Annotated in this window: 20 protein-coding genes and 1 pseudogene; 10 read left to right on the top strand and 11 right to left on the bottom strand. The window is 74.0% G+C overall.

Annotated elements, in window-relative coordinates; translation table 11 throughout:
* Window positions 1–145 precede the first annotated feature (145 nt).
* Together pepN (ACFQ9Z_RS04115) and ACFQ9Z_RS04110 are read left to right on the top strand one after the other, a co-directional pair.
* Window positions 146–2,728 carry an aminopeptidase N gene (gene pepN / locus ACFQ9Z_RS04115; RefSeq protein ID WP_383010479.1) on the top strand — a complete coding sequence of 861 codons (2,583 nt, stop codon included), beginning with the start codon at window positions 146–148 and terminating at the stop codon, window positions 2,726–2,728.
* A 207-nt stretch (window positions 2,729–2,935) separates the two neighbouring features.
* On the top strand, window positions 2,936–3,982 hold the full coding sequence (locus ACFQ9Z_RS04110; protein WP_383010476.1) for a hypothetical protein: 1,047 nt from the start codon (window positions 2,936–2,938) through the stop codon (window positions 3,980–3,982).
* Here the strand turns inward: ACFQ9Z_RS04110 and ACFQ9Z_RS04105 are convergent.
* The 5 genes from ACFQ9Z_RS04105 to ACFQ9Z_RS04085 form a co-directional block, all read right to left on the bottom strand.
* Window positions 3,979–5,202 carry a serine hydrolase domain-containing protein gene (locus ACFQ9Z_RS04105; protein ID WP_383010473.1) on the bottom strand — a complete coding sequence of 408 codons (1,224 nt, stop codon included), beginning with the start codon at window positions 5,200–5,202 and terminating at the stop codon, window positions 3,979–3,981. The two genes, ACFQ9Z_RS04110 and ACFQ9Z_RS04105, sit on opposite strands and share 4 nt — an antisense overlap.
* A 94-nt stretch (window positions 5,203–5,296) precedes the next feature.
* Window positions 5,297–7,045, bottom strand: coding sequence for a TIGR03767 family metallophosphoesterase (locus ACFQ9Z_RS04100; protein WP_383010471.1), 1,749 nt, complete (start codon window positions 7,043–7,045; stop codon window positions 5,297–5,299).
* A 200-nt stretch (window positions 7,046–7,245) separates the two neighbouring features.
* Window positions 7,246–7,734 (bottom strand): NUDIX hydrolase, encoded by a 489-nt coding sequence (locus tag ACFQ9Z_RS04095; protein WP_383010469.1) that lies wholly within the window; start codon window positions 7,732–7,734, stop codon window positions 7,246–7,248.
* A 9-nt stretch (window positions 7,735–7,743) separates the two neighbouring features.
* Window positions 7,744–8,631 carry a pyridoxamine 5'-phosphate oxidase family protein gene (locus ACFQ9Z_RS04090; RefSeq protein WP_383010467.1) on the bottom strand — a complete coding sequence of 296 codons (888 nt, stop codon included), beginning with the start codon at window positions 8,629–8,631 and terminating at the stop codon, window positions 7,744–7,746.
* Between the two features lie 11 nt (window positions 8,632–8,642).
* Entirely contained in the window at window positions 8,643–9,092 is a 450-nt protein-coding gene (locus tag ACFQ9Z_RS04085; protein WP_383010465.1) for a VOC family protein, read from the bottom strand.
* A gap of 108 nt (window positions 9,093–9,200) precedes the next feature.
* Here ACFQ9Z_RS04085 and ACFQ9Z_RS04080 point away from each other — a divergent pair, with 108 nt between their 5' ends.
* Both ACFQ9Z_RS04080 and ACFQ9Z_RS04075 read left to right on the top strand, forming a co-directional pair.
* A complete protein-coding gene (locus ACFQ9Z_RS04080; protein ID WP_383010463.1) occupies window positions 9,201–9,743 on the top strand; it encodes a CGNR zinc finger domain-containing protein in 543 nt (180 codons plus the stop codon).
* Window positions 9,744–9,900: 157 nt separating this feature from the next.
* Window positions 9,901–13,209 (top strand): S8 family serine peptidase, encoded by a 3,309-nt coding sequence (locus ACFQ9Z_RS04075; protein ID WP_383010461.1) that lies wholly within the window; start codon window positions 9,901–9,903, stop codon window positions 13,207–13,209.
* A 327-nt stretch (window positions 13,210–13,536) separates the two neighbouring features.
* Here the strand turns inward: ACFQ9Z_RS04075 and ACFQ9Z_RS04070 are convergent, their stop codons facing one another.
* Both ACFQ9Z_RS04070 and ACFQ9Z_RS04065 read right to left on the bottom strand, forming a co-directional pair.
* Window positions 13,537–14,430: a hypothetical protein gene (locus ACFQ9Z_RS04070; RefSeq protein WP_383010459.1), complete on the bottom strand. Its 894-nt coding sequence runs from the start codon at window positions 14,428–14,430 to the stop codon at window positions 13,537–13,539.
* 1 nt (window position 14,431) lies between these two features.
* Window positions 14,432–14,977, bottom strand: a complete 546-nt coding sequence (locus ACFQ9Z_RS04065) for a sigma-70 family RNA polymerase sigma factor (protein ID WP_383011794.1) — start codon at window positions 14,975–14,977, stop codon at window positions 14,432–14,434.
* A gap of 342 nt (window positions 14,978–15,319) precedes the next feature.
* On the opposite strand from ACFQ9Z_RS04065, the gene ACFQ9Z_RS04060 reads away from it, so the two are divergent.
* The 3 genes and pseudogenes from ACFQ9Z_RS04060 to ACFQ9Z_RS04050 all read left to right on the top strand — a co-directional run.
* A complete protein-coding gene (locus ACFQ9Z_RS04060; protein WP_383010457.1) occupies window positions 15,320–16,339 on the top strand; it encodes an aspartate-semialdehyde dehydrogenase in 1,020 nt (339 codons plus the stop codon).
* A gap of 124 nt (window positions 16,340–16,463) precedes the next feature.
* Entirely contained in the window at window positions 16,464–19,034 is a 2,571-nt protein-coding gene (pepN, locus tag ACFQ9Z_RS04055; protein ID WP_383010455.1) for an aminopeptidase N, read from the top strand.
* Window positions 19,035–19,161: 127 nt separating this feature from the next.
* Window positions 19,162–19,572: pseudogene (locus ACFQ9Z_RS04050) on the top strand (DUF1203 domain-containing protein); the annotation flags it as partial.
* Here the strand turns inward: ACFQ9Z_RS04050 and ACFQ9Z_RS04045 are convergent.
* Window positions 19,479–20,492 carry an EamA family transporter gene (locus ACFQ9Z_RS04045; RefSeq protein ID WP_383010454.1) on the bottom strand — a complete coding sequence of 338 codons (1,014 nt, stop codon included), beginning with the start codon at window positions 20,490–20,492 and terminating at the stop codon, window positions 19,479–19,481. The pseudogene ACFQ9Z_RS04050 and the gene ACFQ9Z_RS04045 overlap by 94 nt on opposite strands.
* A gap of 109 nt (window positions 20,493–20,601) precedes the next feature.
* Between ACFQ9Z_RS04045 and ACFQ9Z_RS04040 the strand changes: the two genes are divergently transcribed.
* A complete protein-coding gene (locus tag ACFQ9Z_RS04040; RefSeq protein ID WP_383010452.1) occupies window positions 20,602–21,120 on the top strand; it encodes a MarR family winged helix-turn-helix transcriptional regulator in 519 nt (172 codons plus the stop codon).
* A gap of 108 nt (window positions 21,121–21,228) precedes the next feature.
* Here the strand turns inward: ACFQ9Z_RS04040 and ACFQ9Z_RS04035 are convergent, their stop codons facing one another.
* The 3 genes from ACFQ9Z_RS04035 to ACFQ9Z_RS04025 are packed head-to-tail and all read right to left on the bottom strand — an operon-like array spanning window position 21,229 to window position 23,887.
* A complete protein-coding gene (locus ACFQ9Z_RS04035) occupies window positions 21,229–21,504 on the bottom strand; it encodes a hypothetical protein (protein ID WP_360662682.1) in 276 nt (91 codons plus the stop codon).
* A 58-nt stretch (window positions 21,505–21,562) separates the two neighbouring features.
* Entirely contained in the window at window positions 21,563–23,641 is a 2,079-nt protein-coding gene (gene malQ, locus ACFQ9Z_RS04030) for a 4-alpha-glucanotransferase (RefSeq protein ID WP_383010449.1), read from the bottom strand.
* The gene (locus ACFQ9Z_RS04025; RefSeq protein WP_383010447.1) at window positions 23,642–23,887 is read right to left on the bottom strand and encodes a hypothetical protein; all 246 of its coding nucleotides are present in this window, start codon (window positions 23,885–23,887) and stop codon (window positions 23,642–23,644) included.
* 148 nt (window positions 23,888–24,035) lie between these two features.
* Here ACFQ9Z_RS04025 and ACFQ9Z_RS04020 point away from each other — a divergent pair, with 148 nt between their 5' ends.
* Window positions 24,036–24,653, top strand: coding sequence for an RNA polymerase sigma factor (locus tag ACFQ9Z_RS04020; protein ID WP_383010445.1), 618 nt, complete (start codon window positions 24,036–24,038; stop codon window positions 24,651–24,653).
* On the top strand, window positions 24,650–25,537 hold the full coding sequence (locus ACFQ9Z_RS04015; protein ID WP_383010443.1) for a zf-HC2 domain-containing protein: 888 nt from the start codon (window positions 24,650–24,652) through the stop codon (window positions 25,535–25,537). The genes ACFQ9Z_RS04020 and ACFQ9Z_RS04015 overlap by 4 nt, the downstream gene beginning before the upstream one ends.
* Window positions 25,538–25,635: the final 98 nt, after the last annotated feature.

The raw sequence follows: 25,635 nt of genomic DNA, 5'->3' as shown, positions 1-25,635 counted from the left end.
CTTTTGGAACGGCAACAGTCCCGGCGTCCCCGCCATTCCCGGCCCCGCCGTGTCGAGGGTTTCCCCTGATGTGCCGTGTCAGGTGCGCATGGCAGGATCGGTCCTGTTGTGAGGTGTCCGAGCGACCATGAGGGAGTGCCACGACGTGCCCGGTGAGAATCTGACCCGCGACGAGGCCCGGGAGCGGGCCGCCCTGCTGTCCGTGGACGGCTACGAGGTGGCGCTGGACCTGCGGTCCGCCGTCGGGGACGGGGGCGCCGAGCCGCGCACCTTCCGTTCGGTGACGACGATCAGGTTCCGCTGCACCGAGCCGGGCGCCTCCAGCTTCGCCGACCTGATCGCGCCGGGCGTGACCTCGGTCGTGCTCAACGGCAAGGACCTGGACCCCGGGGAGGTCTTCGACGGCTCCCGGATCGCCCTGGAGGACCTGGCCGCCGAGAACGAGCTGACGGTCGACGCGCAGTGCGCCTACTCCCGCACCGGCGAGGGCATGCACCGCTTCGTCGACCCCGAGGACGGCGAGGTCTACCTCTACACCCAGTACGAGCCGGCCGACGCCCGCCGGGTCTACGCGAACTTCGAGCAGCCGGACCTGAAGGCCCCGTACCGCTTCGAGGTGCGGGCGCCCGAGGGCTGGACGGTGTGGAGCAACGGCGCCGGGGAACTCACGGACGGCGTGTGGCGGTTCGCCGAGACCAAGCCGATCTCGACGTACATCACCTGTGTGGTGGCGGGGCCGTACCACTATGTGACGGACCACTACGAGCGGGTCCTCGAGGACGGGACGAAGCTGGAGATCCCGCTCGGCGCGATGTGCCGCAAGGGTCTCGCCCCGCACTTCGACGCCGAGGACGTCTTCCTGGTCACCAAGCAGGGCCTGGACTTCTTCCACGACCACTTCGACTACCCGTACCCGTTCGGGAAGTACGACCAGGCGTTCGTGCCGGAGTACAACCTGGGGGCGATGGAGAACCCGGGTCTGGTGACCTTCCGCGAGGAGTACATCTTCCGCGGGAAGGTGACGCAGGCGTCGTACGAGGCGCGGGCCAACGTGATCCTGCACGAGATGGCCCACATGTGGTTCGGCGACCTGGTCACCATGGAGTGGTGGGACGACCTGTGGCTGAAGGAGTCCTTCGCGGACTTCATGGGCACGTTCGCCAACGTCGGCGCGACCCGCTTCACCGACGCCTGGATCACCTTCGCCAACCGGCGCAAGGCCTGGGCCTACCGCGCGGACCAGCTCCCCTCCACGCACCCGGTCACGGCGGACATCCGCGACCTGCAGGACGCCAAGCTCAACTTCGACGGCATCACCTACGCCAAGGGCGCCTCGGTGCTCAAGCAACTGGTGGCGTACGTCGGCCAGGACGCCTTCCTCGAGGGCGCCCGCCGCTACTTCAAGCGCAACGCCTACGGCAACACCCGCCTGGGCGACCTGCTGTCGGTGCTGGCGGAGACCAGCGGCCGGGACATGACGGTGTGGGCCCGCTCCTGGCTGCAGACGGCCGGCGTCAACTCGCTGACCCCGCAGGTGCTGCTGGACACCGAGAGCGGCCGGATCGCCGAGCTGGCCGTGCTGCAGGAGGCGCCCGAGGCGTACCCCGAGCTGCGTCCGCACCGGGTGGCGGTGGGCCTGTACCGGCGCACCCCCGAGGGCGCGCTGGAGCGTTACGCGCGCGTGGAGACGGATGTCGAGGGCCCGCGCACGGTCGTGACGGAGCTGGCCGGCGCGCAGGCCCCGGAGCTGGTGCTGGTCAACGACGACGACCTGACGTACTGCAAGGTCCGCTTCGACGAGACCTCGCTGACCACGCTGCGCGAGCACCTGGGCGCGCTCACCGACCCGCTGGCCCGCGCCCTGTGCTGGTCGGCGCTGTGGAACCTCACCCGCGACGCCCTGCTGCCGGCCCGGGACTTCGTCGGCCTGGTGCTGCGGTTCGCGGGCCGCGAGTCCGACATCGGCGTGCTGCAGATGCTGCACGCCTGGGCGAACTCGGCGCTGGTGCACTACGCGGCGCCCGGGTGGCGGGCGAACGGTGAACGGCTGGTGGCCGAGGGCGCGCTGCGCGAGCTGCGGGCGGCCGGTCCGGGCAGCGAGCAGCAGCTCGCCTGGGCGCGCTTCTTCGCCGCCGTGGCCTCGGCGGAGGCGGACCTCGCCCTGCTGAAGGACCTGCTGGACGGCACGGAGACGGTCGAAGGACTGGCGGTGGACCAGGAGCTGCGCTGGGCGTTCCTGGAGCCGCTGGCGGCGCACGGCGCGGCGGACGAGGCGGTGCTCGCGGCCGAACTGGCCCGCGACGACACGGCGTCCGGCAAGCGGCACCAGGTCCGCTGCCTGGCGGCCCGCCCGTCTGCGGCGGTGAAGGCGCAGGCCTGGGCGCAGGTGGTGGAGTCCGACGCGCTGTCCAACGCGCTCGTGGAGGCGACCATCGCGGGCTTCGGCCTGCCCTCCCAGCGGGAGCTGACCGCGCCGTACGCGCAGAAGTACTTCGCGGCGATCGAGCGGGTGTGGCGGGAGCGGTCGATCCAGATCGGCATGGACGTCGTGCGCGGCCTGTACCCCGCCCTCCAGGACCGGCCGGAGACGCTCGAGGCGACCGACACCTGGCTCGGGGCGCACGCGGACGCGGCTCCGGCGCTGCGCCGTCTGGTGCTGGAGGCGCGGGACGATCTGGCGCGGGCGCTGCGCGCACAGGAGTGCGACGAGGCGGCGGCCGGCCGATGAGCCCTGGCCAAGGATTCCGCGTTCGGTGACCGTTACGGAATTCAGTCAATAGCAGCCGTAACCCCTGGTCCGGACCCGATCGGACCAGGGGTTTCCCGTGCCTACTCGGCACCCGAACACCCGTCCTTTAGGGCCGGGTTGTCCGCATTCCTCGACGACCGTGTAACAGCGGTTACAGGGGGGACGAAGCGCGGGAACGTCGACGCCATGACGCACAACACCCCGCTCTCCCCCCGCACCCTGCGCCACCTCCCCGAGGCCGGCCGGCGCATCATGACGGCCGCTCAGCTCCGCTCCCACGGTGTCTCCACGGCCGAGCTGAACGAGCAGTGCCGCCCCGGCGGCGCCTGGCACCTGCTGCTGCCGAACGTGGTCCTGCTCCACACCGGGCCGCCCACCAGCGAGGAGCGGCTGCACGGCGCGCTGCTGTACGCGGCGCGGGAATCGGCCCCGGGCGTGCCGACGCAGCCCGGCGCGGGCGACCCGCACCGCCCGGCGTACCAGGAGACGATGATCACCGGTCTGGCGGCGCTCACCCTGCACGGCTTCGCCGCCACCCCTCCGCTGCTCTCCCTGGAACGCGTCGACGTCCTGGTCCCGCGGCTGCGCCGGCTGCGCACCACGGGCTACGTCCGCGTGCTGCGCGTCCCGGACCTGCCCACGCCCGTGGCGGTGACGGGCCTGCCGGTGGCGCCGGTGCCGCGCGCGCTGGCGGACGCGGTGGCGGAGCTGACGGACGCGGGCCTGGTGCGCCGGCTGCTGACCGAGGCGGTGCGCGACGGCCACTGCGAACCGGCGGCGGTGGTGCGCGAGCTGACCCGGGCGAGGCTGCTGAACCGACCGCACGTGACGGGCGCGGTGGACTCGCTGGTGGCCGAGGGCCGGGCGGTCGCGGAGGACCGGCTGTACCGGATGGTCCGCGAGTACGGGCTGCCCGACCCGGTCTGGAACGTCGACCTGCGCCTGCCCGGCGGCCCCCACCTCGGCGGCCTGGACGCGTACTGGCCCGAGCAGGCCGTCGCGGTGGAGCTGGACACCCGTGCGCCCCGCCGGGACGAGGACGCGATGTGGTCGGAGTACGTCCGCAAACGGGAGCACCTGGAGCGGCTGGGGATCACGGTCGTCCACGTCACCCCGCGCAAACTCGCCGAGTCCACGGAGCAGCAGGCGGCAGTGGTCAGGACGGCCCTGATGGCGTCCGGCGACCGCGACCCGGCCGCGTACGTGGTGGTGCTGCCCAGGGCCGGGACTTAGGACGGCTGGGCCTGGACCCGGGACGGCTGGGCCGGGACCCGGGACGGCTGGGCCGGGACCCGGGACGGCTTCTCGCAGAACTCCTTCTCGACGACGGCGCCGGCGCCGCCCGTCCAGTCGCCGTTGAGGTTGAGCGCGAGCCAGTGCCGGCCGTCCGCCGTGGTCACCGCCGAGGAGGCGGAGCCGTGGATGGCGCCGTCGTGGCCCCAGACGTGCACGCCGCAGCTCAGCGTCGTGTCCGTCAGGCCCAGCCCGTACCGGGTGCCGGAGGGGTCGCCGGTCGGCACGGTGGTCTTCATCTCCTTGAGCTGCCGGGGCGGGAGCAGCCTGCCGCGCAGCAGGGCGGAGTAGAAGCGGCCGAGGTCCGCCGAGTCCGAGATCATCTCGCCGGCCGCCGAGGCGATGGAGGGGTTCAGTTCGGTGACGTCGTAGGTCGGGCCCGTCGCGGCCGTGGCGAGCTTGGAGTAGGCGCGGGCGCTGGGCCGCGGGACGGTGACCCGGGTGCCGGGCAGGGAGGTGGCGGTGAGCCGCAGCGGCCGGATGACGCGCCGGGTGATCTCGGTGGCGTACGAGTGGCCCGTCACCTTCTCGATCACCATGCCGGCGACGACGTAGTTGGTGTTGGAGTACTTCCAGGACGTGCCCGGCGCGAAGTCCGGACGGTGCCGCATGGCGATGGCCACCAGGTCCCGCGGGGTGAGCGTGTCGTAGCGGTGCCGGAAGAAGCCGTCCGCGAGGAAGTAGGTGCGCACGAAGTCGTCGTCGGAGGTGTAGCCGTAGATGCCGCTGGTGTGGTCGAGCAGTTGCCGGAGGGTGATCCGGCGGCCGTCGTGGCCGTGGCCCCGCAGCAGCCCGGGCAGCCAGGTGTCCACGGTGTCGTCGAGGGTGAGCCGGCCCTCCGCCTCGAGCTGGAGCAGGACGGTGGCCACGAAGGTCTTGGTGATGCTGCCGACCCGGTAGTGGTCGGCGGCCGAGCGCGGCGCGCCGGTGCGGACGTCGCCCACGCCCGCGGTCGCCGACCAGGTGCCGCGGGTGTCCCGGACGGTGACGGTCGCCCCGGGCGCCCCGGCCGCGACCGCGGCCTCGATCGCCCGGCGGGTGGCGGCGTGAGCGCCGGCGGAGCGGCCGTCCGCGGCGGGCCCGGCCGCGACGGCCGGGCCCGCCGGGGCCGCCGACAGGAGCAGGGCGGTGGTGCCCACCAGGGCGGTGCGGACGCGCATGCTGTTCCCCCAACGTGTGATGTCCGGTGCGGTCGGGGGGAGATACCCGGCTGCGGTCGCGATCGTGCCTGCCCGTGACCCGGTCGGGTGACTTTCAGCCCTTCTTCAGCACCAGTTCCGTGTTCCGGTCCACGGCGTCGCCCGCGAGCGCCTTGCTCGCGCCCGGGGCGTTGTACGACAGCTCACGGTAGAGGGCCGCGAGGCCGGTCTGCGAGAGGTCGGCGTGGTCGGTGCGGTGCGGGGCGGCGGATTCGATCAGGGTGGTGAAGACGGAGAGGGTGCCGTCCTTGTTGTCGACGAGTTCGACGACGCGGGCGAGCTGGGGGAAGTCGACGTGCGAGGCGGTGGAGATCTCCCAGAAGGAGCGGCCGCCGGAGGCCTGGTGCGGGGTGATGTCGTTGCGGTGGATGTGTCCGTTCACCCAGGCGAGCACGTTGCGGTGGGAGGAGAGCAGCGAGACGACCTCGGCGCCGTTGTGACGGCGCTCCCCCGGCCGGTCCGGGTCGGGGCGGGTGTTGGTCATGGTCTTGCTGGTGTGGTGGCTGAAGACGACGGCGTAGGAGTCCTTGTTGTCCTTCAGCGTCCGGTCGAGCCACTTGAGCTGGGCGGTGCCGATGGACCCCTCGTAGTGGCCGCCGGGGTCGGTGGTGTCGAGGCTGATACCGATGACGTCCTCGGAGACGCGGAAGGCGTAGTACTGGGTGCCGGCGTCCAGGTTCGCCGAGGAGTAGCCGTGGCCGGCCGGGCCGAGACCCTGGTGGGCGGGGTCCAGGTGGGCCTTCAGGTAGTCGGCGCGGGTGTAGGGGGCCCGCTTCTCGTCCGGGGTGACCTGGCGCATGGAGCGGGCGTGGGCCTTGAGGAAGTCGCGGTAGCCGACGCCCTTGGGATCGGTGGCCTTCTTGATGGTGTCCTGGAGCTTCTTGGCGTCGGCGGCGGAGACGCTCATCAGCTTCCGGCCGCCGATGGCCGCCTCGGTGAGGTACGGGTCGCCGTGGGAGCCGTAGCAGCCGAGCGGGAGGGCGTCGTGGTTGCCGACGGTGGAGTACCAGGGCAGGTTGAGGCCGGGGCTGCGGACCTCGCGGGTGGCGGCGGCGAGGAAGCCCTTCAGGTAGGGGAAGCCGAGCGCCTTGTCGCCGTCGCGTGCGGTGGAGCCGGGCTGCCAGTACAGCTTCAGGCCGCTGTTCTGCACGCCCTCGTAGTGGCGCGGGTCCCCGGAGTCGGGGGTGATGCGGCCGCCGCTCATCACCTTCATGAACCACTCCAGTTCGGAGTGGGCGTTGTTGTCGGTGTTGTCGCCGGTGGTCATCACGAAGTGCAGCGGGGCGCCGGTGACGGGGGCGGCGCGCAGCGCGTTGACCCGCTCGACGAGCGAGACGGCGCCGGGCACGGTGAGCGCCTCGTGCGGGCGCCAGGCGTGCGGGTCGTGGGCGCGCAGGAACTCCAGGCGCAGCGGGTGCTGGACGTCCATCAGGTGCAGGTCCGTGAACTGCACGAACGCCGCGAGGGTGGTGCGGCGGCCGGCCCGGCCGGACTTGGGCGCGGCCAGCTCGTCCCGCACGACCCGCTGCCAGCCGGGGCCGTCGCCGAGCCGGCGGTAGCCGGAGCGGCCCACGGGCGCGGCGACGGAGGCGAGGGTGGTGCCCTTGGTGTAGGGGACGAGCGGGGCCGGGGCCGCCTCGCGGGAGGTGGCGACGGGCGCCTCGGCGGTGGTGGCGGCCTGGCTGTCGGTGGGGCGCAGTGCGTAGCCGACGCCCGCGGAGAGCGAGACCGCTCCGGCGGCGGCGAGCACGGTACGGCGGTGGACCCCCAGCGTGGAGGTGGTGACAGAGCGTGTGCGCGACATGGCGCGGTCTCCCCGGGTGCGAACGCGTCGGCGGTGGTCGCGGGCCGTCGAAGGCGCGAACGCCCCGCTCGCTCTGGATGGTTGGCACCGGGGATGACCTGTGCGTGAACAGGGCGGCAACGCGCAACGCCGATCACCGTACGTGGATCACGGGGTGCTCGGCGCGGCCACGGAGTGGAACGCGGGCGGCCCGGGGGCGGTCACTCCTCGTTCATCTGACGGGGTAGGGGACGGGCTCCGGGGGCGAGATGTCCGGTCTCCGGGCGCTCCCGCCACAGCCGCAGCGCCACGTCGACGAGGCGGATCCGGGTGAGGCCGGGCACCGCGTCGAGGTCCTGCCAGGCCGCGAAGTCGGTGGAGCCGCCGATCTCGTGGCGGAGTTCGCCGCCGGTGACCTCGGCCTCGTAGACGATCCGCACCCCCTGGTGGTCGGTGCGGCGCGGCGGCCGGCCACCGCGGAAGACATGGCGGGAGGAGTCCACGCCGAGCAGCCGGGTCACCTCGATCCGGTAGCCGGTCTCCTCGGTGACCTCACGCCGGACGGTGTCGTACGGGTCCTCGCCGTGCTCCATGCCGCCGCCCGGCAGCACCCACTCGTGGGTGCCGCCGGGGGCCGGGGAGCGGGCCAGCAGGATCTGCCCGTCGCGGACGCACACGGCGTAGGCCGCCACTCTCAACTTCTGTCGCATGTCCGGACGTTAGCGCGGGATGTCCGGGTTGGCGGGTGAATACCCCGGCGCGGACCAGCGCAGCGGCAGGGCGGCCGGGGTGTGCACGCCGCCGGTGACGGTGAAGCGGACCGTGCGCTCGCCGCCGGCACCGAACCCGGTGCGGGCCGAGCCGGTGAGCTGGAGGGTGGTGCCGGTCGTCCAGTCCAGGAAGAGCAGTCCGGCGCGCGGGTCGGTGTGCAGGTTGCCGAGGCTGCGGAACATGGCGTTGCCGGGATAGTCCGGCCAGGCCAGTTCGCGCGGTGAGACGACCCGGACGAAGCCCGGGTTGCCGCCGCGGTGGCTGGCGTCGGCTCCGTCGGTGTGCACGGTGGCCAGGAAGAAGGTGTCGGCCGCCGCGACGAGCGCGGCCTGCTCGTCGCCGAGCGCGGTCAGCGGGCGGGGCGTGCCCGGCACGCGGTCCTGGACCCGCTCGCAGGTCTCCCGGCGCTGGATGTACTTGGGGCAGTTGGCGAACACCTGCTCCGCCGCGACGGCGAAGCCGCGCGGTGTCGGCCGGAGCCGGCCGTTGAGCCGCATCCGGCGCCGGGTGCGCGGATCGAGCGCGATGGTGCCCACGGGGATGCCCGGGGCGGTCAGGGCCGCCGCGAGCGGGTCGGCCGGGGGCGGGCCGCCGGTGACGGACATCCGCCGGGGCCCGGCGGCCCGGACGAAGCCGGGGGCGCCGGTGACCGGCGAGGCCCACACCCGGCCCGTGGCGGGGTCGGCGGCGCCCACGACGAGCAGCGGCTGGAGCTCCAGGAAGGCCGCCGCGACCGGCTTGATGTCCGGGGTGAGGGAGCGGCCGACGTGATCGGCGCGGTCCCGCACCCCGGCCAGGTCCTGCACGGCGCGGGAACCGGCGTGATAGACGCTCATGGCGCGATGCCCTAGAAGAAACCGCAGGTCGGAGCGGAGGCGTGCGGGGCGGGGGCGCCCTCGGCGCCATGCGGGACGGAGATCTCCAGCCGGGTGCCGTCCGGGTCGTGGAAGAAGATCCCGCCGGAGGCCGAGCCCTCCCGGTGGGCCACCACGCCCTCGTGGGCGAACTCCACCCCGGCGGCCCTGAGCGCCGCCTCGTGCTCCCGGACCCGGTCCACCGAATCGGCCGTGAAGGCGAGGTGGTGCAGGCCGGCCCGGGCGCCGTCGTAGGTGGCGCGGGCCTGCTGCCAGAGGGTGAGGACGGGTCCGTCGCCCCCGGCCTCGCCCAGGAACGCGTACCTGCGGTCGTCCTCCTTGCCCTCGGCGAGCAGCGCGAACCCCAGGACGTCCCGGTAGAAGGCGAGGGAACGGTCGAGGTCGGTGACGTTCAGGCCGGTGTGGCCGGTGCGCAGGGTCATGGCTCTCCCCTTCGGAGTTTCTAACCTTCATCAATCACGTTAGAGGTTAGAAACTGGAGCGTCAACCGGTCACGTACCCTTGAGTGGTTAGCGAAGAAGGAGTGCCCCATGTCCGCCGACCGCGATCCCCGTCCGCTCACCGGTGAGCCGCTCGCCCTCGACCTGCTCAACACGCGGTGGAACGAGGAGGGCGTGTCCCGGGACCTGCTCGACGGCACGGACGGCCTCGCGGTGTGGCTCGCGGCCAACGGGCTGGCCGGCGAGCACCCGGCCGACGCGGACGTGCTGCGCCACCTGCGGCAGGCGCGGGAGGCGCTCGGCGCCGCCGTGGACGGGTCGCCGGCCCGGGGCGCCGCGCTCGTCGACGCCGTGCTGGCGCACGGGCGCATCAGGGCCCGGCTGACCGTCGACGGGGCCCACGAGGAACCGGAGTTCGCCGACGCCTCCTGGGCGCCGGCCTGGCTCGCCGCCCGCGACTACCTGGACCTGCTCGGCCGGGCCCCGGACCGGATCCGCCGCTGCGCCCACGAGGCCTGCGTGCTGCACTTCTTCGACACCTCCCGCAACGGCACCCGCCGCTGGTGCTCTATGGCGTCGTGCGGCAACCGCGCCAAGGCGTCCCGGCATTACGCCCGCTCCAAGGAGAGTTGAGCGGAACCGGGAGCAACCGGGCTTCATCCACCCGAATCCCATAGCGGGTTTTCCCCATACATTGATTTCGTTTGGGTCAACGGTCCCCAAAGTTCCGCGCCTTGGGTAAAGCTGTGCGCTCGTCCGGCACTGGTTTACTCACCTGCAAGGGATGCCGATGACCCACACCCCCGAGCGCGAACCGATATCCGGCCCGAGACGCCTGGCCCGCATAGCCGTGGCCGTGGGCGTGGTGGCCGCCCTCTCCGCGGCCGGGCCGGTACCGCTGGCCCTCGGCGCGGAGGCGACACCCGCCACGGCCGATCCCGCCGTCAAGTCAGCCCACGACAAGCTCGGTTCGGACGACGCCGACCGGCTCGCCGAGGCCAAGGCGAACGGCGACAAGAACGTCACGATGATGGTCGCCACCGCGCCCGGGCAGACCGAGCAGGTCGCCGCGGAGCTGGACGCGGTCAAGGGCGGCTCGGTGGGCCGCACCTACGACAAGCTCGGCTACGTCCGGGCGACCGTGCCGACCGCGAAGGCCGACTCGGCGATCGCGGCCGCCGCGAAGCTGTCCTCCGTGCACGCGATCGACCTGCGCCAGGAGATCCCGCTGGACGACCCGACGCCCGGCGCGGACACCGCGCAGGACGCCAAGGGCCAGAGTTCGGCGGCCACTTACTCCGGACCCGGCAAGGACACCCCGGCCAAGAACCCGTACAACCCGTCCTTCGAGACCGGTGCCGTCGACTTCGTCAAGGACCACCCGAAGGCGGACGGGCGGGGCGTCACGATCGGCATCCTCGACTCCGGCGTCGACCTCGGCCACCCGGCGCTGCAGAAGACCACCACCGGTGAGCGGAAGATCACCGACTGGGTGACGGCAACCGACCCGATCATCGACGGCGACGGCACCTGGCGCCGGATGACCAACCCGGTCAGCGGCCCGTCGTTCTCCTACGGCGGCGCCACCTGGAAGGCGCCCCAGGGCGACTACCAGGTCAACCTGTTCCGCGAGTCGTCCACGGCCGGCGGCGACGCGGCGGGCGACGCCAACCGGGACGGCGACACCACCGACGTCTGGGGCGTCCTGTACGACCCGGCCGCCGGTACCGTCCGCGTCGACCTGAACAACAACTTCGACTTCACCGACGACACCCCGATGAAGCCGTACAAGGACGGCTACCAGATCGGGTACTTCGGCACCGACGACCCGAAGACCGACGTGGTCGAGCGGCAGCCGTTCGTCGTGCAGATCCGCAAGGACGTGCCGACCGACCCGTACGGCGGCGACTGGGTCGGCAAGACGGCCGACTTCGTCAACATCGGCGTCATCGAGTCCGAGCACGGCACGCACGTCGCCGGCATCACCTCCGCCAACGGGCTGTTCGGCGGCAGGATGAGCGGCGCGGCCCCCGGCGCGAAGATCGTCTCCTCCCGGGCCTGCACCTGGAGCGGCGGCTGCACCAACGTCGCGCTCACCGAGGGCATGATCGACCTGGTCGCCAACCGCGGCGTCGACATCGTCAACATGTCCATCGGCGGCCTGCCGGCGCTGAACGACGGCAACAACGCGCGCGCCGAGCTGTACACGCGGCTCATCGACACCTACGGCGTCCAGCTCGTGATCTCCGCCGGCAACTCCGGCCCGGGCGCCAACACGATCGGCGACCCCGGCCTCGCGGACAAGGTGATCTCCGTCGGCGCGACCATCTCCAAGGACACCTGGGCCGCCAACTACGGCTCCGCCGTGGAGACCAAGTACGCGATGATGCCCTTCTCCTCGCGCGGCCCGCGTGAGGACGGCGGCTTCACCCCGACCCTGAGCGCGCCCGGCGCCGCGATCAACACCACCCAGACCTGGCTGCCGGGCTCCCCGGTCGCCGATGCGGGTTACTCGCTGCCGGCCGGCTACTCGATGCTCCAGGGCACCTCGATGGCCTCCCCGCAGGCGGCGGGCGCGAGCGCGCTGCTGCTGAGCGCCGCCAAGCAGAAGGGCATCGACCTGACGCCCGCGGACCTGCGCACCGCGCTGACCTCGACCGCGGACCACATCAGCGGTGTGCAGGCCTACGAGGAGGGCGCCGGCCTCATCGACATCGTGGACGCCTGGGACGCGATCCGCCACGGCGCCACCGCCCACGACTACACCGTGAAGGCCCCGGTCGACACCGCGATCGACTACGCGCTGAAGACCCCGGGCTTCGGCACCGGTCTGTACGACCGCGAGGGCGGCCTGAAGGCCGGTCAGCGCAAGACGTACGACGTGACCATCACCCGTACCTCCGGCCCGGACCGCGCCCTGCGGCACGAGCTGCGCTTCGAGAACAACGCCGAGCGGACCTTCCGGATCGTCGGTGACGACGACGTGCGGCTGCCGCTGAACCAGCCGGTGACGGTCAAGGTCCAGGCGGCCCCGGGGTCGGCCGGCCTGAAGAGCGCGATCCTGGACGTCGACGACCCGCGCACGGAGGGGACCGACAAGCAGATCCTCACCACCGTGGTGGTCGCCTCCCCGGTGAACTACACCTACTCCGCGTCCGGTTCGGTGCAGCGCAACAGCACCCGGTCGTACTTCGTGAACGTGCCCGAGGGCGCCAGGTCGCTGGAGGTCGCGATCGGCGGGCTCAAGGACAAGAGCCAGACCCGGTTCATCGCGATCCACCCGTACGGCACTCCGGTGGACAACACCAGCACGCCGTACTGCTACAACAACTACCTCGACGGCAACGGCTGCAAGCCGGACGTCCGCTCCTACGCCGACCCGCAGCCCGGCGTCTGGGAGGTCGAGGTCGAGTCCCGGCGCACGTCCCCGCTGCTGGACAACCCCTACAAGCTGGACGTCACCGTGCTCGGCGCGGCCTTCGACCCGCAGACCGTGACCGTGCCCGAGGCGAAGGTCGGCACGCCGGCCGCGGTCTCCTGGAAGGTGACCAACAAGTACGCGGCGCTGGACGGCAAGCTGGTCGGCGGTCCGCTGGGCTCCTCCAAGTCGGCCCGCCCGGCCATCAAGGAAGGCGAGACGCAGACCACCACGGTGGACGTCCCGGCCGGCGCCAAGTCCCTGGACGTGGCGATCGGCAACGTCTCCGACGCGGCCGCCGACCTGGACCTGACCGTGTACGACTCGGCCGGCAAGCAGGTCGCGCAGTCCGCGGACGGCGACTCGGAGGAGGCGGTCTCCATCCCGTCCCCGGCCGCCGGAACGTACACCGTCAAGGTCGTCGGCTACTCGGTCCCGGCCGGCTCGACCGACTACGACTACCGGGACGTGTTCTTCTCCAGCACGCTCGGCACCGTCACGGTCGACGGCTCGGCCGCGGTCAAGCTCGGCACGGGCGACTCGGCCACGGTGAGCGGACAGGTCACGGCGGCCGCCGCGGCTCCCGCCGGCCGCGAGTTCTTCGGCCAGGTCCAGCTCGTCAACGGCCGCGGCACGGCCGCGGGCACCGGCAGCGTGAAGATCGAGAAGGTCACGCAGTAACGGGGTGACCCCAGGCGAGGGGCGGGCGTCCGGACACGGGCGCCCGCCCCTCGGCCGTCTCACCGGACCACCGCCTCCCCGACGCGGCCCGCCCCGGCCGTCCCGCACGTCGCGCACCCGTGCGCTGACGCCGACGCGGCGTGGACGGTGCGGGCGTGGGGCACCGGTACGCGGGACACGCGCACCCTTGCCCTGACACCGAGGCCGCCAAGACGGCGACAACCGCGCGGACGGTCGAACCCGGGACGAGCGCCGCCGCGGCGAGCGGCAGCGGCGCTGCCAAGGCCGTGCCCCGTGCCCCGTGACCAGGGTCCCCCCCCGCCCGGTTCACGGCTCGTCGCACGGGGCGGGCGCGGACTCTGGCGCCGTCCCGGTGAACCGGGCGCGTTCGTCGGCCACCCGGGCGTCGCCGACGGCCCACAGGCTCGCCTCCTGCCGTCCCCGGCCCACCCCGGCCAGCACGTGCTGCCCGGAGCGCGGGGCCGGGCTCGCCGTGGCGCCGAGGAGGAAGGCGACCTCCGACGGGCCGTGGGCGGGCCGGTAGGAGCGGGTCACGGTGAGCACGACGCGGATCCGGGGGGCGCGCGTCCGCCGGTCCACCCGGGTGACGGTGCCCTCGGCGAGCAGCCGGTAGCAGGAGAGCGCCGGCCCGCTCGCGGCCCGGGCCGGGCCGTCCGCCCGGCTCTTCGCGTCGGCGCTCTTGTCCGAGCCCGCCGAGAGGTCTTCACCCGACCGCACCACCGCCCAGCCGAGCCCCGCCACCAGCCCGAAGGCCATCACCCCGGCCACCGACCCGAGCACCACCCGCGCCCCGCGCCGGACCCCGCCCGGCCGGCCCGGCCGCCCGGCCCCGCCCGGCCGCCTGACGCTCCGCGGCCGGCCGGCGCCCCGTGCGCCCGCGGGAGCGGACCCGGCGGCACCCTCCGTCCCGGCCCCCTCGGCACCCTCCGTCCCGGCCCCCTCGGCACCCCCGCCCGCGCCCTCGCCCGCCGGCCCGTCCGCGGCCGACGTCCCTGGCGCCGGCTGCTGCGGCTCCCCCGTCAGGGCCTCGGCGAGCCGGACCAGTTGCTCCTTCAGCACCGCCACGTCCGCCTCGGCCGAGCGGTGCTCCGCGAGGAGGGCGGGGTCCCCCTGGGCCTGCGGTGGCAGGGGGGCGCCTGTGATCGCGGCCATCAGGGCGTCCATGCCGCCGTGCTCCCCGTCCTCGTGTCCGGCGGACATCTCACACCACCTCGTCCTCGTGCAGTCGCCGGCGCAGGGCGCGGACCGCCGTGTGCAACCGGCTCTTGACCGTGCCCTCGGGAACGCCCAGTTCCCCGGCGATGTCCCGCACCGGCAGGTCGGCGAAGAAGCGCAGGATCAGGACCTGGCGCTGGGCGTCGGGCAGTTCGTCCAGGCCACGGGCGACGGCGAGGGAGAGCACGCTGGTCTCCTCGCCCGACGGGTGCGACGGCTCCCGCAGGGACGCGAGCCGCTCCCCCAGCCGCTCCTGGCGCCGTTTGGCCCGGTGCCAGTCCATGGCGAGGTTGGAGGCGACCACCGCCGCCCACGCCGAGACGTCCCGCGGCGCCTCGCGCCCGCTCGCGGCCCGCTCCAGCAGCCGCAGGCGGACCTGCTGCACCCCGTCCGGCAGGTCCGCCTGCGGCACCCCGCCGAGCGCGAGCACCGCCCGCACCCGGCGTTCCTGGGCCGCGTCCAGCGGGTCCCCGCCGGTGCGGTCCGCACCGGCGTACGCCCCCTGGTCGCGGCGCGCCCCTCCGCGCAGCACAAGCCACCCCCTCACGCTTTTGCCCCTACGACGCGTGAGGGGGCGGAAACGTTCGGCCGTCCGACGGGGACGCGAGAGGCGTACGTCACACCTCCGCGTGGCCGGTGCCCGGGCGGGCAGGGGCGGCACAGCACAGCTTCCGGCGCGGGGCCGCCGCCGGGGAAACATCTGCAGCTCAGCGCGGTGCACGACGGAGGTCCGGAACCGGACGCCGGGTGACCGTGTCCCACTCCGCGGGCAGGCGCCGCAAAGAATTGGACAGGTGGACCGGGGCTGGCCGCATGATGGAAAAGCCCCGGTCATGCGAAGGCAAGCAGCAACAGACACACAGAGGGAGTCGCCGTGAGGGTCGGAATCGTCGGAGCCACCGGTCAGGTCGGCACGGTCATGCGCAGGATCCTCGCGGAGCGGAACTTCCCCGTCACCGAGCTGCGCCTGTTCGCCTCGGCCCGCTCGGCCGGCACCGTGCTGGACGGCGTGACGGTGGAGGACGCGGCGGCCGCCGACTACTCCGGCCTGGACATCGTGCTCTTCTCCGCCGGCGGCGCGACCTCCCGGGCGCTGGCCGAGAAGGTCGCCTCCCAGGGCGCCGTGGTGATCGACAACTCCTCGGCCTGGCGCCGCGACCCGGAGGTCCCCCTGGTGGTGGCCGAGGTCAACCCGCACGCCATCGCCGACCGCCCCAAGGGCATCATCGCCAACCCGAACTGCACCACCATGGCGGCGATGCCGGTCCTGAAGCCGCTGCACGAGGAGGCCGGCCTCGAGGCACTGGTCGTCGCCACCTACCAGGCGGTGTCCGGCTCCGGTCTGGCGGGCGTGGCCGAGCTGCACGGCCAGGTGCAGAAGGTGGCCGCCGAGGCCGACAAGCTGACCCACGACGGCTCCGCGGTCGACTTCCCCGAGCCGCAGGTCTACAAGCGCACCATCGCCTTCAACGTGGTCCCGCTGGCCGGTTCGATCGTCGACGACGGTCTGGGCGAGACCGACGAGGAGCAGAAGCTGCGCCACGAGTCCCGCAAGATCCTGGAGATCCCGGCCCTCAAGGTCTCCGGCACCTGCGTGCGCGTCCCCGTCTTCTCCGGTCACTCCCTCCAGGTCAACGCCCGTTTCGCCCGGCCGCTCAGCCCCGAGCGGGCGACCGAGCTGCTCGCGGGCGCCCCGGGCGTGGCCATCTCCGACATCCCGACCCCGCTCCAGGCGGCCGGCCAGGACCCGTCGTACGTCGGCCGGATCCGCCGTGACGAGACAGCGGACAACGGCCTGGCGCTGTTCGTCTCCAACGACAACCTCCGCAAGGGCGCCGCGCTGAACGCGGTGCAGATCGCGGAGCTGGTGGCGGCCGAGCTGGCCGAGAATTAGGCACCCGGTGCGAGGGGGCGGCCGCGTACGCGTGACCGCCCCTTTCGCATGCCCGGGCTCATCGCTTTCCCCGTGGCCGCCATGGAAGGATGGCGCAACCCACACATAACGAGGAGATGACCGCGTGCCTGGCACAAACCTGACTCGCGAAGAGGCGCGGCAGCGGGCGAAGCTGCTCACCGTTGACTCGTACGAGATCGATCTCGACCTCTCCGGCGCGCAGGAGGGCGGCACCTACCGGTCCGTGACGACGGTGCGCTTCGACGTGGCCGAGAGGGGCGCCACGTCGTTCATCGACCTGGTGGCCCCGGCCGTCCACGAGGTGACGCTGAACGGGGACCCGCTCGACCCCGCCGAGGTGTTCGCCGACTCGCGGATCGCGCTGCGCGACCTGCTGGACGGGCGCAACATCCTGCGCGTCGTGGCCGACTGCGCCTACACCAACACCGGCGAGGGCCTGCACCGCTTCGTGGACCCGGTGGACGAGCAGGCATACCTGTACACCCAGTTCGAGGTGCCGGACGCCCGCCGGGTCTTCGCCTCGTTCGAGCAGCCCGACCTGAAGGCGACCTTCCAGTTCACCGTGAAGGCGCCGGAGGGCTGGACGGTCATCTCCAACTCGCCGACGCCGGAGCCGCAGGAGAACGTCTGGGTCTTCGAGCCGACGCCCCGCATCTCGTCGTACATCACGGCGCTGATCGTCGGCCCGTACCACTCGGTGCACAGCGTGTACGAGCGGGACGGGCAGAGCGTGCCGCTCGGCATCTACTGCCGTCCGTCGCTGGCCGAGTTCCTGGACTCGGACGCCATCTTCGAGGTGACCCGGCAGGGCTTCGACTGGTTCCAGGAGAAGTTCGGGCTGGCGTACCCGTTCGAGAAGTACGACCAGCTCTTCGTGCCCGAGTTCAACGCCGGCGCGATGGAGAACGCGGGCGCGGTCACCATCCGCGACCAGTACGTGTTCCGGTCCAAGGTGACCGACGCGGCGTACGAGGTGCGGGCCGAGACCATCCTGCACGAGCTGGCCCACATGTGGTTCGGCGACCTGGTCACCATGGAGTGGTGGAACGACCTGTGGCTGAACGAGTCGTTCGCCACCTACACCTCCATCGCCTGCCAGGCCGCCGCGCCCGGCTCCCGCTGGCCGCACGCGTGGACGACGTTCGCGAACTCCATGAAGACCTGGGCGTACCGGCAGGACCAGCTCCCCTCCACGCACCCGATCATGGCCGACATCCGTGACCTGGACGACGTGCTCGTCAACTTCGACGGCATCACCTACGCCAAGGGCGCGAGCGTGCTCAAGCAGCTCGTCGCGTACGTCGGCGAGGACGAGTTCTTCAAGGGCGTGCAGGCCTACTTCAAGCGGCACGCGTACGGCAACACGCGCCTGTCCGACCTGCTGGGCGCCCTGGAGGAGACCTCCGGCCGCGACCTGAAGACCTGGTCGAAGCAGTGGCTGGAGACGGCCGGCATCAACGTGCTGCGCCCGGAGATCGAGACGGACGCCGAGGGCGTCATCACCTCCTTCGCCGTCCGCCAGGAGGCCCCGGCGCTGCCCGCCGGGGCCAAGGGCGAGCCGGTGCTGCGCCCGCACCGCATCGCGATCGGCCTGTACGACCTGGACGGCCGCGGCAAGCTGGTGCGCACCGACCGGATCGAGCTGGACGTCGACGGCGAGCTGACGGCGGTGCCGCAGCTCTCGGGCAGGCCCCGGCCCGCGGTCGTCCTGCTCAACGACGACGACCTGTCGTACGCGAAGGTCCGGCTGGACGAGGAGTCCCTGCGGACCGTCACCGAGCACCTCGGCGACTTCGAGGCCTCCCTGCCGCGCGCCCTGTGCTGGGCCTCGGCCTGGGACATGACCCGCGACGCCGAGCTGGCCACCCGGGACTACCTGTCGCTGGTGCTGTCCGGCATCGGCAAGGAGTCCGACATCGGTGTGGTGCAGTCGCTGCAGCGTCAGGTGAAGCTGGCCGTCGACCTGTACGCCGACCCGGCCGCCCGCGAGGCCCTGCTGACCCGCTGGACCGACGCCACGCTGGCCCACCTGCGCTCGGCCGGTCCGGGCAGCGACCACCAGCTCGCCTGGGCCCGCGCTTTCGCGGCGACGGCCCGCACGCCGGAGCAGCTCGACCTGCTCGAGGCGCTGCTGGACGGCTCGCAGACCATCGAGGGCCTGGCCGTCGACACGGAGCTGCGCTGGGCGTTCGTGGAGCGGCTCGCGGCGGTCGGCCGCTTCGACGAGGCGGAGATCGCCGCGGAGTACGAGCGGGACCGGACCGCGGCCGGAGAGCGGCACGCGGCCACCGCCCGGGCGGCCCGTCCCACGCCGGAGGCCAAGGCGGAGGCGTGGGCGTCGGTCGTCGACTCCGACAAGCTGCCGAACGCCGTGCAGGAGGCGGTGATCGGCGGCTTCGTGCAGACCGACCAGCGGGAGCTGCTGGCGCCTTACGCGGAGCGGTACTTCGAGGTCCTCAAGGACGTCTGGAACGCCCGTTCGCACGAGATGGCCCAGCAGATCGCGATCGGCCTGTACCCGGCGGTGCAGGTGTCCGAGGACACGCTGGCCAGGACGGACGCCTGGCTGGCCTCGGCCGAGCCCGGCGCGGCCCTGCGCCGGCTGGTCTCGGAGTCCCGCTCGGGCGTCGAGCGCGCGCTGAGGGCCCAGGCGGCGGACGCGGCGACCGCGTAACGCCGGCACGGCGACGAGGGCGCCCGGTCCCGCACCGGGCGCCCTTTTCCGTGCCGCGGGCCGGGGCGCCGGACACGACGTCCGGATTCCGCCGGTGTGCGCACCGGCGGCGGGCCACGCTGGTCGCATGACGATCTGCACGGCACGGCCCCTGGAGCCCACGACCCTCGCGGAGCTGCGCGTCTCGGACGACGCGGGGCGGCCCATGACCGCCTTCGCGGACCCGGAGGGCGGTGCGCCGCTGCGCTGCTGCCTGCGCCGGAGCGCACCGGGCGAGCGCGTCGCCCTGGTGTCGTACGCGCCCCTGCGCCGCTGGGCGGCCGCGACGGGCGCCGACCCGGGGGCCTACGACGAGCAGGGCCCCGTCTTCATCCACGCAGGCGAGTGCGCCGGGCCGGACGGCGACGCGCTCCCCTTCACCGGAGCCCACCGCACGCTGCGCCGCTACTCCGCCGACGGCCGCATCCTCGGGGGCCGGCTGGTCGAGGGCCCGGACGGCTTCGCGCCGGCGTTCGCGGAGGCCTTCGCCGACCCGGAAGTGGCGCTGGTGCACGTGCGGGCGGTGGAGTACGGCTGCTTCCTGTACGAGGTGCGGCGCCCGTAGACCACGCCGCTCCCGAGCTGCCCGGCCAGCGTCGCCGCGAACGCCAGCGCCATGCCGAGCGCCTGGACCGGGGTGAGCGCCTGTCCCAGGGCCGCCCAGCCGGTCACGGCGGCGGTCAGCGGGGAGAGCGGGCCGAGGAAGCCGGCCCGGGTCGCGCCGAGCCGGCCGATGCCGCGGAACCAGAGCCAGTAGGCGACCGCCGTGTTGGCCAGCGCGAGGTAGAGGTAGCCGCCGATCGCGCGGCCGTCGAGCGCGGGCGGGGCGCCCTCGGCCAGCAGGGCGACCGGGGCGACGATCAGGCCGCCTGCGGTGAGCTGCCAGCCGGTGAGGGCGAGCGGGCCGACGCCGTCCGGCCGGCCCCAGCGCCGGGTCAGCACGGTGCCGGCGGACATCGAGGCGGTGGCGGCGACGGCCGCGAGCACCCCGGCCGCGTCGAGCGCGCCGGCCCCCTTGAGCACGACGAGACTGACGCCGAGCGCGGCCACGGCCCCGGTGGCCAGGGTGCGGGCGGCCGGCCGCTCGCGGAGCAGCGGCACCGACAGGGCGACCACGAACAGCGGGCCGGCCGAGCCGACCACGGCGGCCATCCCGCCGGGCAGCCGGTACGCCGACACGAACAGCAGCGGGAAGAAGGCGCCGATGTTGAGCGCGCCCAGCACGGCCGCCTTCGCCCACCAGACGCCCCGCGGCAGGACCCGGGTGAGGGCGAGCAGCAGCAGCCCGGCGGGCAGGGCGCGGACCAGGGCCGTGAACAGGGGGCGGTCCGGCGGCAGGAATTCGGTGGTGACGGCGTAGGTGGTGCCCCAGGAGACGGGGGCGAGAGCGGTGAGCAGGACGGTCGTGGGGCGCTTCATCACCGGGCCCTTTCACGAATGTCGGCGAGTGGTAAGTAGCTTAGTGGCAAGCCACTTAGCGTCAAGCCACTTTCTTGCCGTCGAACGTGCCGGACGCGATACTCGGCACATGAACGCAGGCCGGCAGCAGCCCGACGACCCCGTCGACGCGATCATCGACCAGTGGGCGGCCGTCCGCCCCGACCTCGACACGCGGGCGATGGAGGTCTTCGGGCGGATCCACCGCCTCTCCCGGGCCATGGGCGACCGCATGGAGAAGGCCTACGAGCCCTACGGCGTCTCGCGGGGCGAGTTCGACGTGCTGGCCGCCCTGCGCCGCTCCGGCGAGCCGTACACCCTGTCACCGCGCCGGCTCTCGGAGACCCTGATGCTCACCACCGGCGGCATGACCGGCCGTCTGGACAAGCTGGAGCGGGCGGGGCTGCTGCGCCGCTCCCCCGACCCGCACGACCGCCGAGGGCTCCAGGTGACGCTGACCGAGAAGGGACTGGACGTCATCGACCGGGCGGTCGGCGCGGGCCTCGCCGCCCAGACCGAGGCCCTGTCCCACCTCGACGACGAAAAGACCGGCCAACTGGCCGGCCTGCTGCGGGAACTGCTCGCGGGGACGCGGGAGCCCGGGATCTAGGCACGGCGGGAGACCCGGCGAACGCCGAGGGCGCCGGCCTCACCCGGGTACGGCGGTGTGCGCGTACCGGCGGGGAGGACGGCGCCCTCGGCGGGACGGGGAGGCCGGTCAGGCCTTCGCCTCGCCCTTCACGCTGATGTTGGACGTAGTGGTGTCCTTCTTGGCACGGGACTTGTCCAGCGCCATGACCAGGCCCGCGATGATCACGAACAGGGCGATCGGCGCCAGCACGTAGAGGCCCAGCGTCTGGATGACGCTCAGGCCGGGGCCGGGGTCGTCACCGTCGTCGCGGGTCAGCGCGAGCGCGGGGGACGACATGAGCAGCATCATCAGCGTCGTACCGGCGGCCAGGGCGCCGGCGCGCAGGGCGTTCTTATTGTCCACGCTCTCAAGTTAGCGAATCACCGGGACGGACGCGCGGCCGGGGTCCCCTACGCGGCCCTCACCCGCCCGACTCCCGCCGGAGCACGTCCAGCAGCGCCCGGAGCCGGGGCGAGGCCGCCAGCTCCTCCAGCGTCACCGGGCGGCCCTCGGCGTCGGCGACCGGCAGCCGCCAGTTCGGGTACTCGTCCCAGGTGCCGGGCAGGTTCTGCGGGCGGCGGTCGCCCACCCCGTCCGGGAGCCAGACGCCGACCAGGCGTGCCGGAGTGCGCAGCAGGAAGCGGTGGACGCCCTGGATCTCCGCCTCCTCGTCGCTGCCGGGCGGACCGGCCGCCGGGCTGTCGAGCAGGCCGAGGCTGCCCAGCAGCGCGAGCCACTCCGCCGTGTCCGCGGCCGCCTCGGCGCTCTCCTCGGCGGCGGAGCGGGTGAGCAGGCCGAGGCGGTCGCGCAGACCGACGTGGTCGCCGGTGAGCCGGGCGGCGGTGGGCGGCAGATCGTGGGTGGTGGCGGTGGCCAGGCAGTCGGCACGCCAGTGCTCGGGGGGCAGCGGACGGCCCTCGCCCTCCCAGTCCCGTTCGAACCAGAGCACGGAGGTGCCGAGCACCCCGCGCCGCTGCAGCGTCTCGCGCACCCCCGGCTCCACCGTCCCCAGGTCCTCGCCGATCACCACCGCTCCGGCCCGGAAGGCCTCCAGGGCGAGCAGCGCGAGCATGGCCTCGGCGTCGTGGCGGACGTAGGTGCCCTCGGTGGGCGGGCTGCCCTGGGGCACCCACCACAGCCGGAACAGGCCCATCACGTGGTCGATGCGCAGGGCGCCGGTGTAGCGGAACAGGGCGCGCAGCAGCCGGCGGTAGGGGGCGTGGCCGGAGGCGGCCAGCCGGTCGGGGCGCCAGGGCGGCAGCCCCCAGTCCTGGCCGTGGGCGTTGAAGGCGTCGGGCGGGGCGCCGACCGACATCCCGGCGGCGAAGTGGTCCTGCTGCGCCCAGGCGTCCGCGCCCTGGGGGTGCACGCCGACGGCGAGGTCGTGGATGATCCCGACGGCCATGCCGGCCTCCAGCGCGGCGCGCTGCGCGGCACGGAGCTGGCCGTCGGTGAGCCAGGCGAGGCGGGCGTGGAAGTCGACGCGGTCGGCGAGCGCGGCGCGGGCGCGGGCGGTCTCGGCGGAGCGCGGGTCGCGCAGCCCGGCCGGCCAGCGGTGCCAGTCGGAGCCGTGGGTCTCGGCGAGCGCGTACCAGGTGGCGTGGTCCTCCAGGGCCTGCCCCTCCTCGGCGCGGAAGGCGTCGTAGGCGGCCTGCCGTCCCGGTCCGAGAGGCACGGCGAGGACCAGTTCCAGCGCCTCGCGCTTCAGTTCCCACACCGCGTCCCGGTCGATGAGGGCGCCCTTGTCGAGGACGTCGGCGCGCAGCCGCCCGGCGCGTTCCAGCAGGGCCCGGACCCGGTCCTGGTCCTCGACGTACGCGTACTCGTCGATCAGCTCGACGCGCAGGTGCACCGGGTCGGGGAAGCGGCGTGAGGAGGGCCGGTACGGCGAGGGGTCGGTCGGGGCGCCGGGCACCGCCGCGTGCAGCGGGTTGACCTGCACGAATCCGGCGCCGACGGTGCGCCCGGCCCAGCCGGCCAGCTCGGCGAGGTCACCGAGGTCGCCCATGCCCCAGGAGCGCCGGGAGAGCAGCGAGTAGAGCTGGACGAGCAGGCCGTAGGAGCGGGTGGCCGGGGTGGGCAGCCGGTCCGGGGCGACGACGAGGTGGCAGTGCCCGGTGCGGCCGTCGGGCGCGGCGGCGGTCAGCCGGTGCACGCCGAGCGGCAGGCCGCCGGCCGTGTCCAGCAGCTCGCCCTCCTCGGTCTCCACGGTGAGGCGGGTGCCGGCGGGCAGCGCGGCGAGGGCGGCGGGGCCGTCCGGATCGCCGGCCCAGTGCACGACCGTCGGGGGCAGCAGGCGTTCGCGCAGCTCGCGCTCCCGTGCGGTGAGCGCGGCGCGGACCGCGTCCGGGGTGCCCGCGTCGACACCGAGGGCGGCCAGGGCGGCCACCACGGCGGAGGCGGGTACGTCGACCGTGCGGTCGGGGGCGGGGCTGTAGGAGGTGTCCACCCCGTGCAGTGCGGCGAGCCGGGCCAGCTCCTCGTCGGCGGCCGCGGCCATCTACAGTCCCGCGCCGAAGAAGTCGGGGACCGGCTCTGACTCGCTGGTCAGCGGGGCGGCGTCGGCGAGCGGCGGCTCACTGGTCAGGGGTTCGGCGTCGGGCAGGGGCGGCTCGCTGGTCAGCGGCGTCTCCGCGCAGGCGCTCTCCGCGCTGAAGACGCACAGCCGCATCTCTTCGGTCTCGGCGGAGGGCTCCGCCGGGGGTTTCCACTGGGCCGGGACGGTGGGATGAGCCGGTGCGGCCACGGGGGCCTCCTTGTCACTGGTCGCTTGCTCGGCTTGCGGTGGTTACGGCAGGCCTACCCCGTGACGGCGAAGGCACTCACCGCACCGCCCGGGCACGGATGTGCGCATCGCGTGAACCGGCGGCGGCCGGGTGGCCGATAGAGGGGGTGTGAGACTGTTCCGCCCCGTGGGGGGCCAGCGGGAGAAGGACGGCGACGGGGACGCGGCGCTGCTGCGGGCCGTCGCGGCGGGCGATCCGGCGGCCATGGCCGACCTGTACGACCGGCACGCCGGATGGCTGCACGCACGGCTGGCCCGGCGCTGCGCCGATCCGGAGGTCGTCCGTGAGGTGCTGCAGGACACGTTCGTCACCGTGTGGCGGTCGGCGGCCGGGCACCGCGGGCAGGAGACCGGCGGCTGGCTGTGGACGATCGCGGCACGGCGGCTGGTCGACGCGCGACGGGCGCAGGAGCGGGCCGCGCGGGTGGCCGGCGGGCCGCTGGAGCCGTCGGACGGCTCCAGCGGGCCGGCCACCGCGCCCTCCGCGGAGGACAGGGTGCTGGCGGGTCTCGAGTACGGGGACGTCGGCGCCGCGCTGGACCGGATCTCCCCCGAGCTGCGCGAGGTGCTGCGCGCGACCGTCGTCGACGGGCTGAGCACCCGCGAGGCGGCCCGGCTGCTCGGCATACCCGAGGGCACCGTCAAGTCCCGCGCCCACCGTGCCCGCGCCGAACTGCGGTCCGCGCTGGCCCACCTGAACCCGTCCCCGCTGGGAGGCACGGCATGACCCACGGCAACGCGCACGTCTGGCACGCGTCGGCCGGCCTCGTCGCCCGCTATGCCGACGGCTCCCTCGCGGAGCCGGACGCGTGGTCCCTGGAGGTGCATCTGGAGAGCTGCCCGGGATGCGCGGCGCTGGTGTCGCGTGCGGTGCGCGGCACGGCGGCCGGGGCGGTGCTGGACGAGGTGCGGGAGGCGGTGCTCGGCACGGCGCCCGCGGGGGCGTCCCGCTTTGTGCCGGGCCCGGCGCCCGCGCCAGCGCCGTCCCGGTTCGCCCGGCTGCTCTGGGCCGCCGGACCTGCCGTGCGGGGGGCGTGGCTGCCGGCCGTGCTGCTCGTCGCGGCCGGGGCGATGGCCCTGGCGTACGGGGGCGGTGTGCCCGGCACGCGGGCGCTGCTGCTGGCCGTCGCGCCGGTGGTGCCGGTGGCCGGGGTCGCCCTGTCCTACGGGCCGCACGCCGACCCGCTGTACGAGGTGGCGGCGGCCGGTCCGCGCGGCGGGCTGCGGCTGGCGCTGACCCGGACGGCCGCCGTGCTCGCGGTGAGCGTGCCGCTGCTGACCCTGACCGGGCTGCTGCTGCCCGCCTCCGGCGCCCCGGCCGCCGCGGCCTGGCTGCTGCCGGGGCTGGCCCTGGCCCTGGGCACGCTGGCGCTGGCCTCCTTCGTCGGCTGCCGTACGGCGGCCGGGGTCACGGCCGGGGGCTGGCTGTGCGCCGTGGGCGCGCCCGTGCCCGGGGCCCCGGGCGGCGAGGTCACCGCACGGCTGGCCGAGCAGCTGTCCCGCTGCCTCGACGGGGCGGGCGCGCAGGGCGGCTGGGCGGCGGCCGCCGCCCTGAGCGCCACCCTCCTGACGCTCCGCCGCCCGGCCTACGACCGCCTCGCCCCCCGGTGACCACGGGGCCGGCCGCACCGCCTCACTCACGGCCGCGCCCCCACCGGCCCCAGGCCCGGCCGCACCGCCCGGCGCACGCCCCCGCCACCGGCACCCCG

It is taken from the genome of Streptomyces sp. NPDC056580 (assembly GCF_042793175.1).
Classification (GTDB): Bacteria; Actinomycetota; Actinomycetes; order Streptomycetales; family Streptomycetaceae; genus Streptomyces.
The sequence above is the reverse complement of the archived record's forward strand: the minus strand, read 5'-3'. Positions and strand labels throughout refer to the sequence as shown.

Bases quoted from the DNA above. Each gene is read 5' to 3' on its own strand.
- ACFQ9Z_RS04110 (WP_383010476.1), top strand. From the start codon at position 2,936: ATGACGCACAACACCCCGCTCTCCCCCCGCACCCTGCGCCACCTCCCC.
- ACFQ9Z_RS04105 (WP_383010473.1), bottom strand. From the start codon at position 5,202: ATGCGCGTCCGCACCGCCCTGGTGGGCACCACCGCCCTGCTCCTGTCG.
- ACFQ9Z_RS04100 (WP_383010471.1), bottom strand. From the start codon at position 7,045: ATGTCGCGCACACGCTCTGTCACCACCTCCACGCTGGGGGTCCACCGC.
- ACFQ9Z_RS04095 (WP_383010469.1), bottom strand. From the start codon at position 7,734: ATGCGACAGAAGTTGAGAGTGGCGGCCTACGCCGTGTGCGTCCGCGAC.
- ACFQ9Z_RS04090 (WP_383010467.1), bottom strand. From the start codon at position 8,631: ATGAGCGTCTATCACGCCGGTTCCCGCGCCGTGCAGGACCTGGCCGGG.
- ACFQ9Z_RS04085 (WP_383010465.1), bottom strand. From the start codon at position 9,092: ATGACCCTGCGCACCGGCCACACCGGCCTGAACGTCACCGACCTCGAC.
- ACFQ9Z_RS04080 (WP_383010463.1), top strand. From the start codon at position 9,201: ATGTCCGCCGACCGCGATCCCCGTCCGCTCACCGGTGAGCCGCTCGCC.
- ACFQ9Z_RS04075 (WP_383010461.1), top strand. From the start codon at position 9,901: ATGACCCACACCCCCGAGCGCGAACCGATATCCGGCCCGAGACGCCTG.
- ACFQ9Z_RS04070 (WP_383010459.1), bottom strand. From the start codon at position 14,430: ATGTCCGCCGGACACGAGGACGGGGAGCACGGCGGCATGGACGCCCTG.
- ACFQ9Z_RS04045 (WP_383010454.1), bottom strand. From the start codon at position 20,492: ATGAAGCGCCCCACGACCGTCCTGCTCACCGCTCTCGCCCCCGTCTCC.
- ACFQ9Z_RS04040 (WP_383010452.1), top strand. From the start codon at position 20,602: ATGAACGCAGGCCGGCAGCAGCCCGACGACCCCGTCGACGCGATCATC.
- malQ (WP_383010449.1), bottom strand. From the start codon at position 23,641: ATGGCCGCGGCCGCCGACGAGGAGCTGGCCCGGCTCGCCGCACTGCAC.
- ACFQ9Z_RS04015 (WP_383010443.1), top strand. From the start codon at position 24,650: ATGACCCACGGCAACGCGCACGTCTGGCACGCGTCGGCCGGCCTCGTC.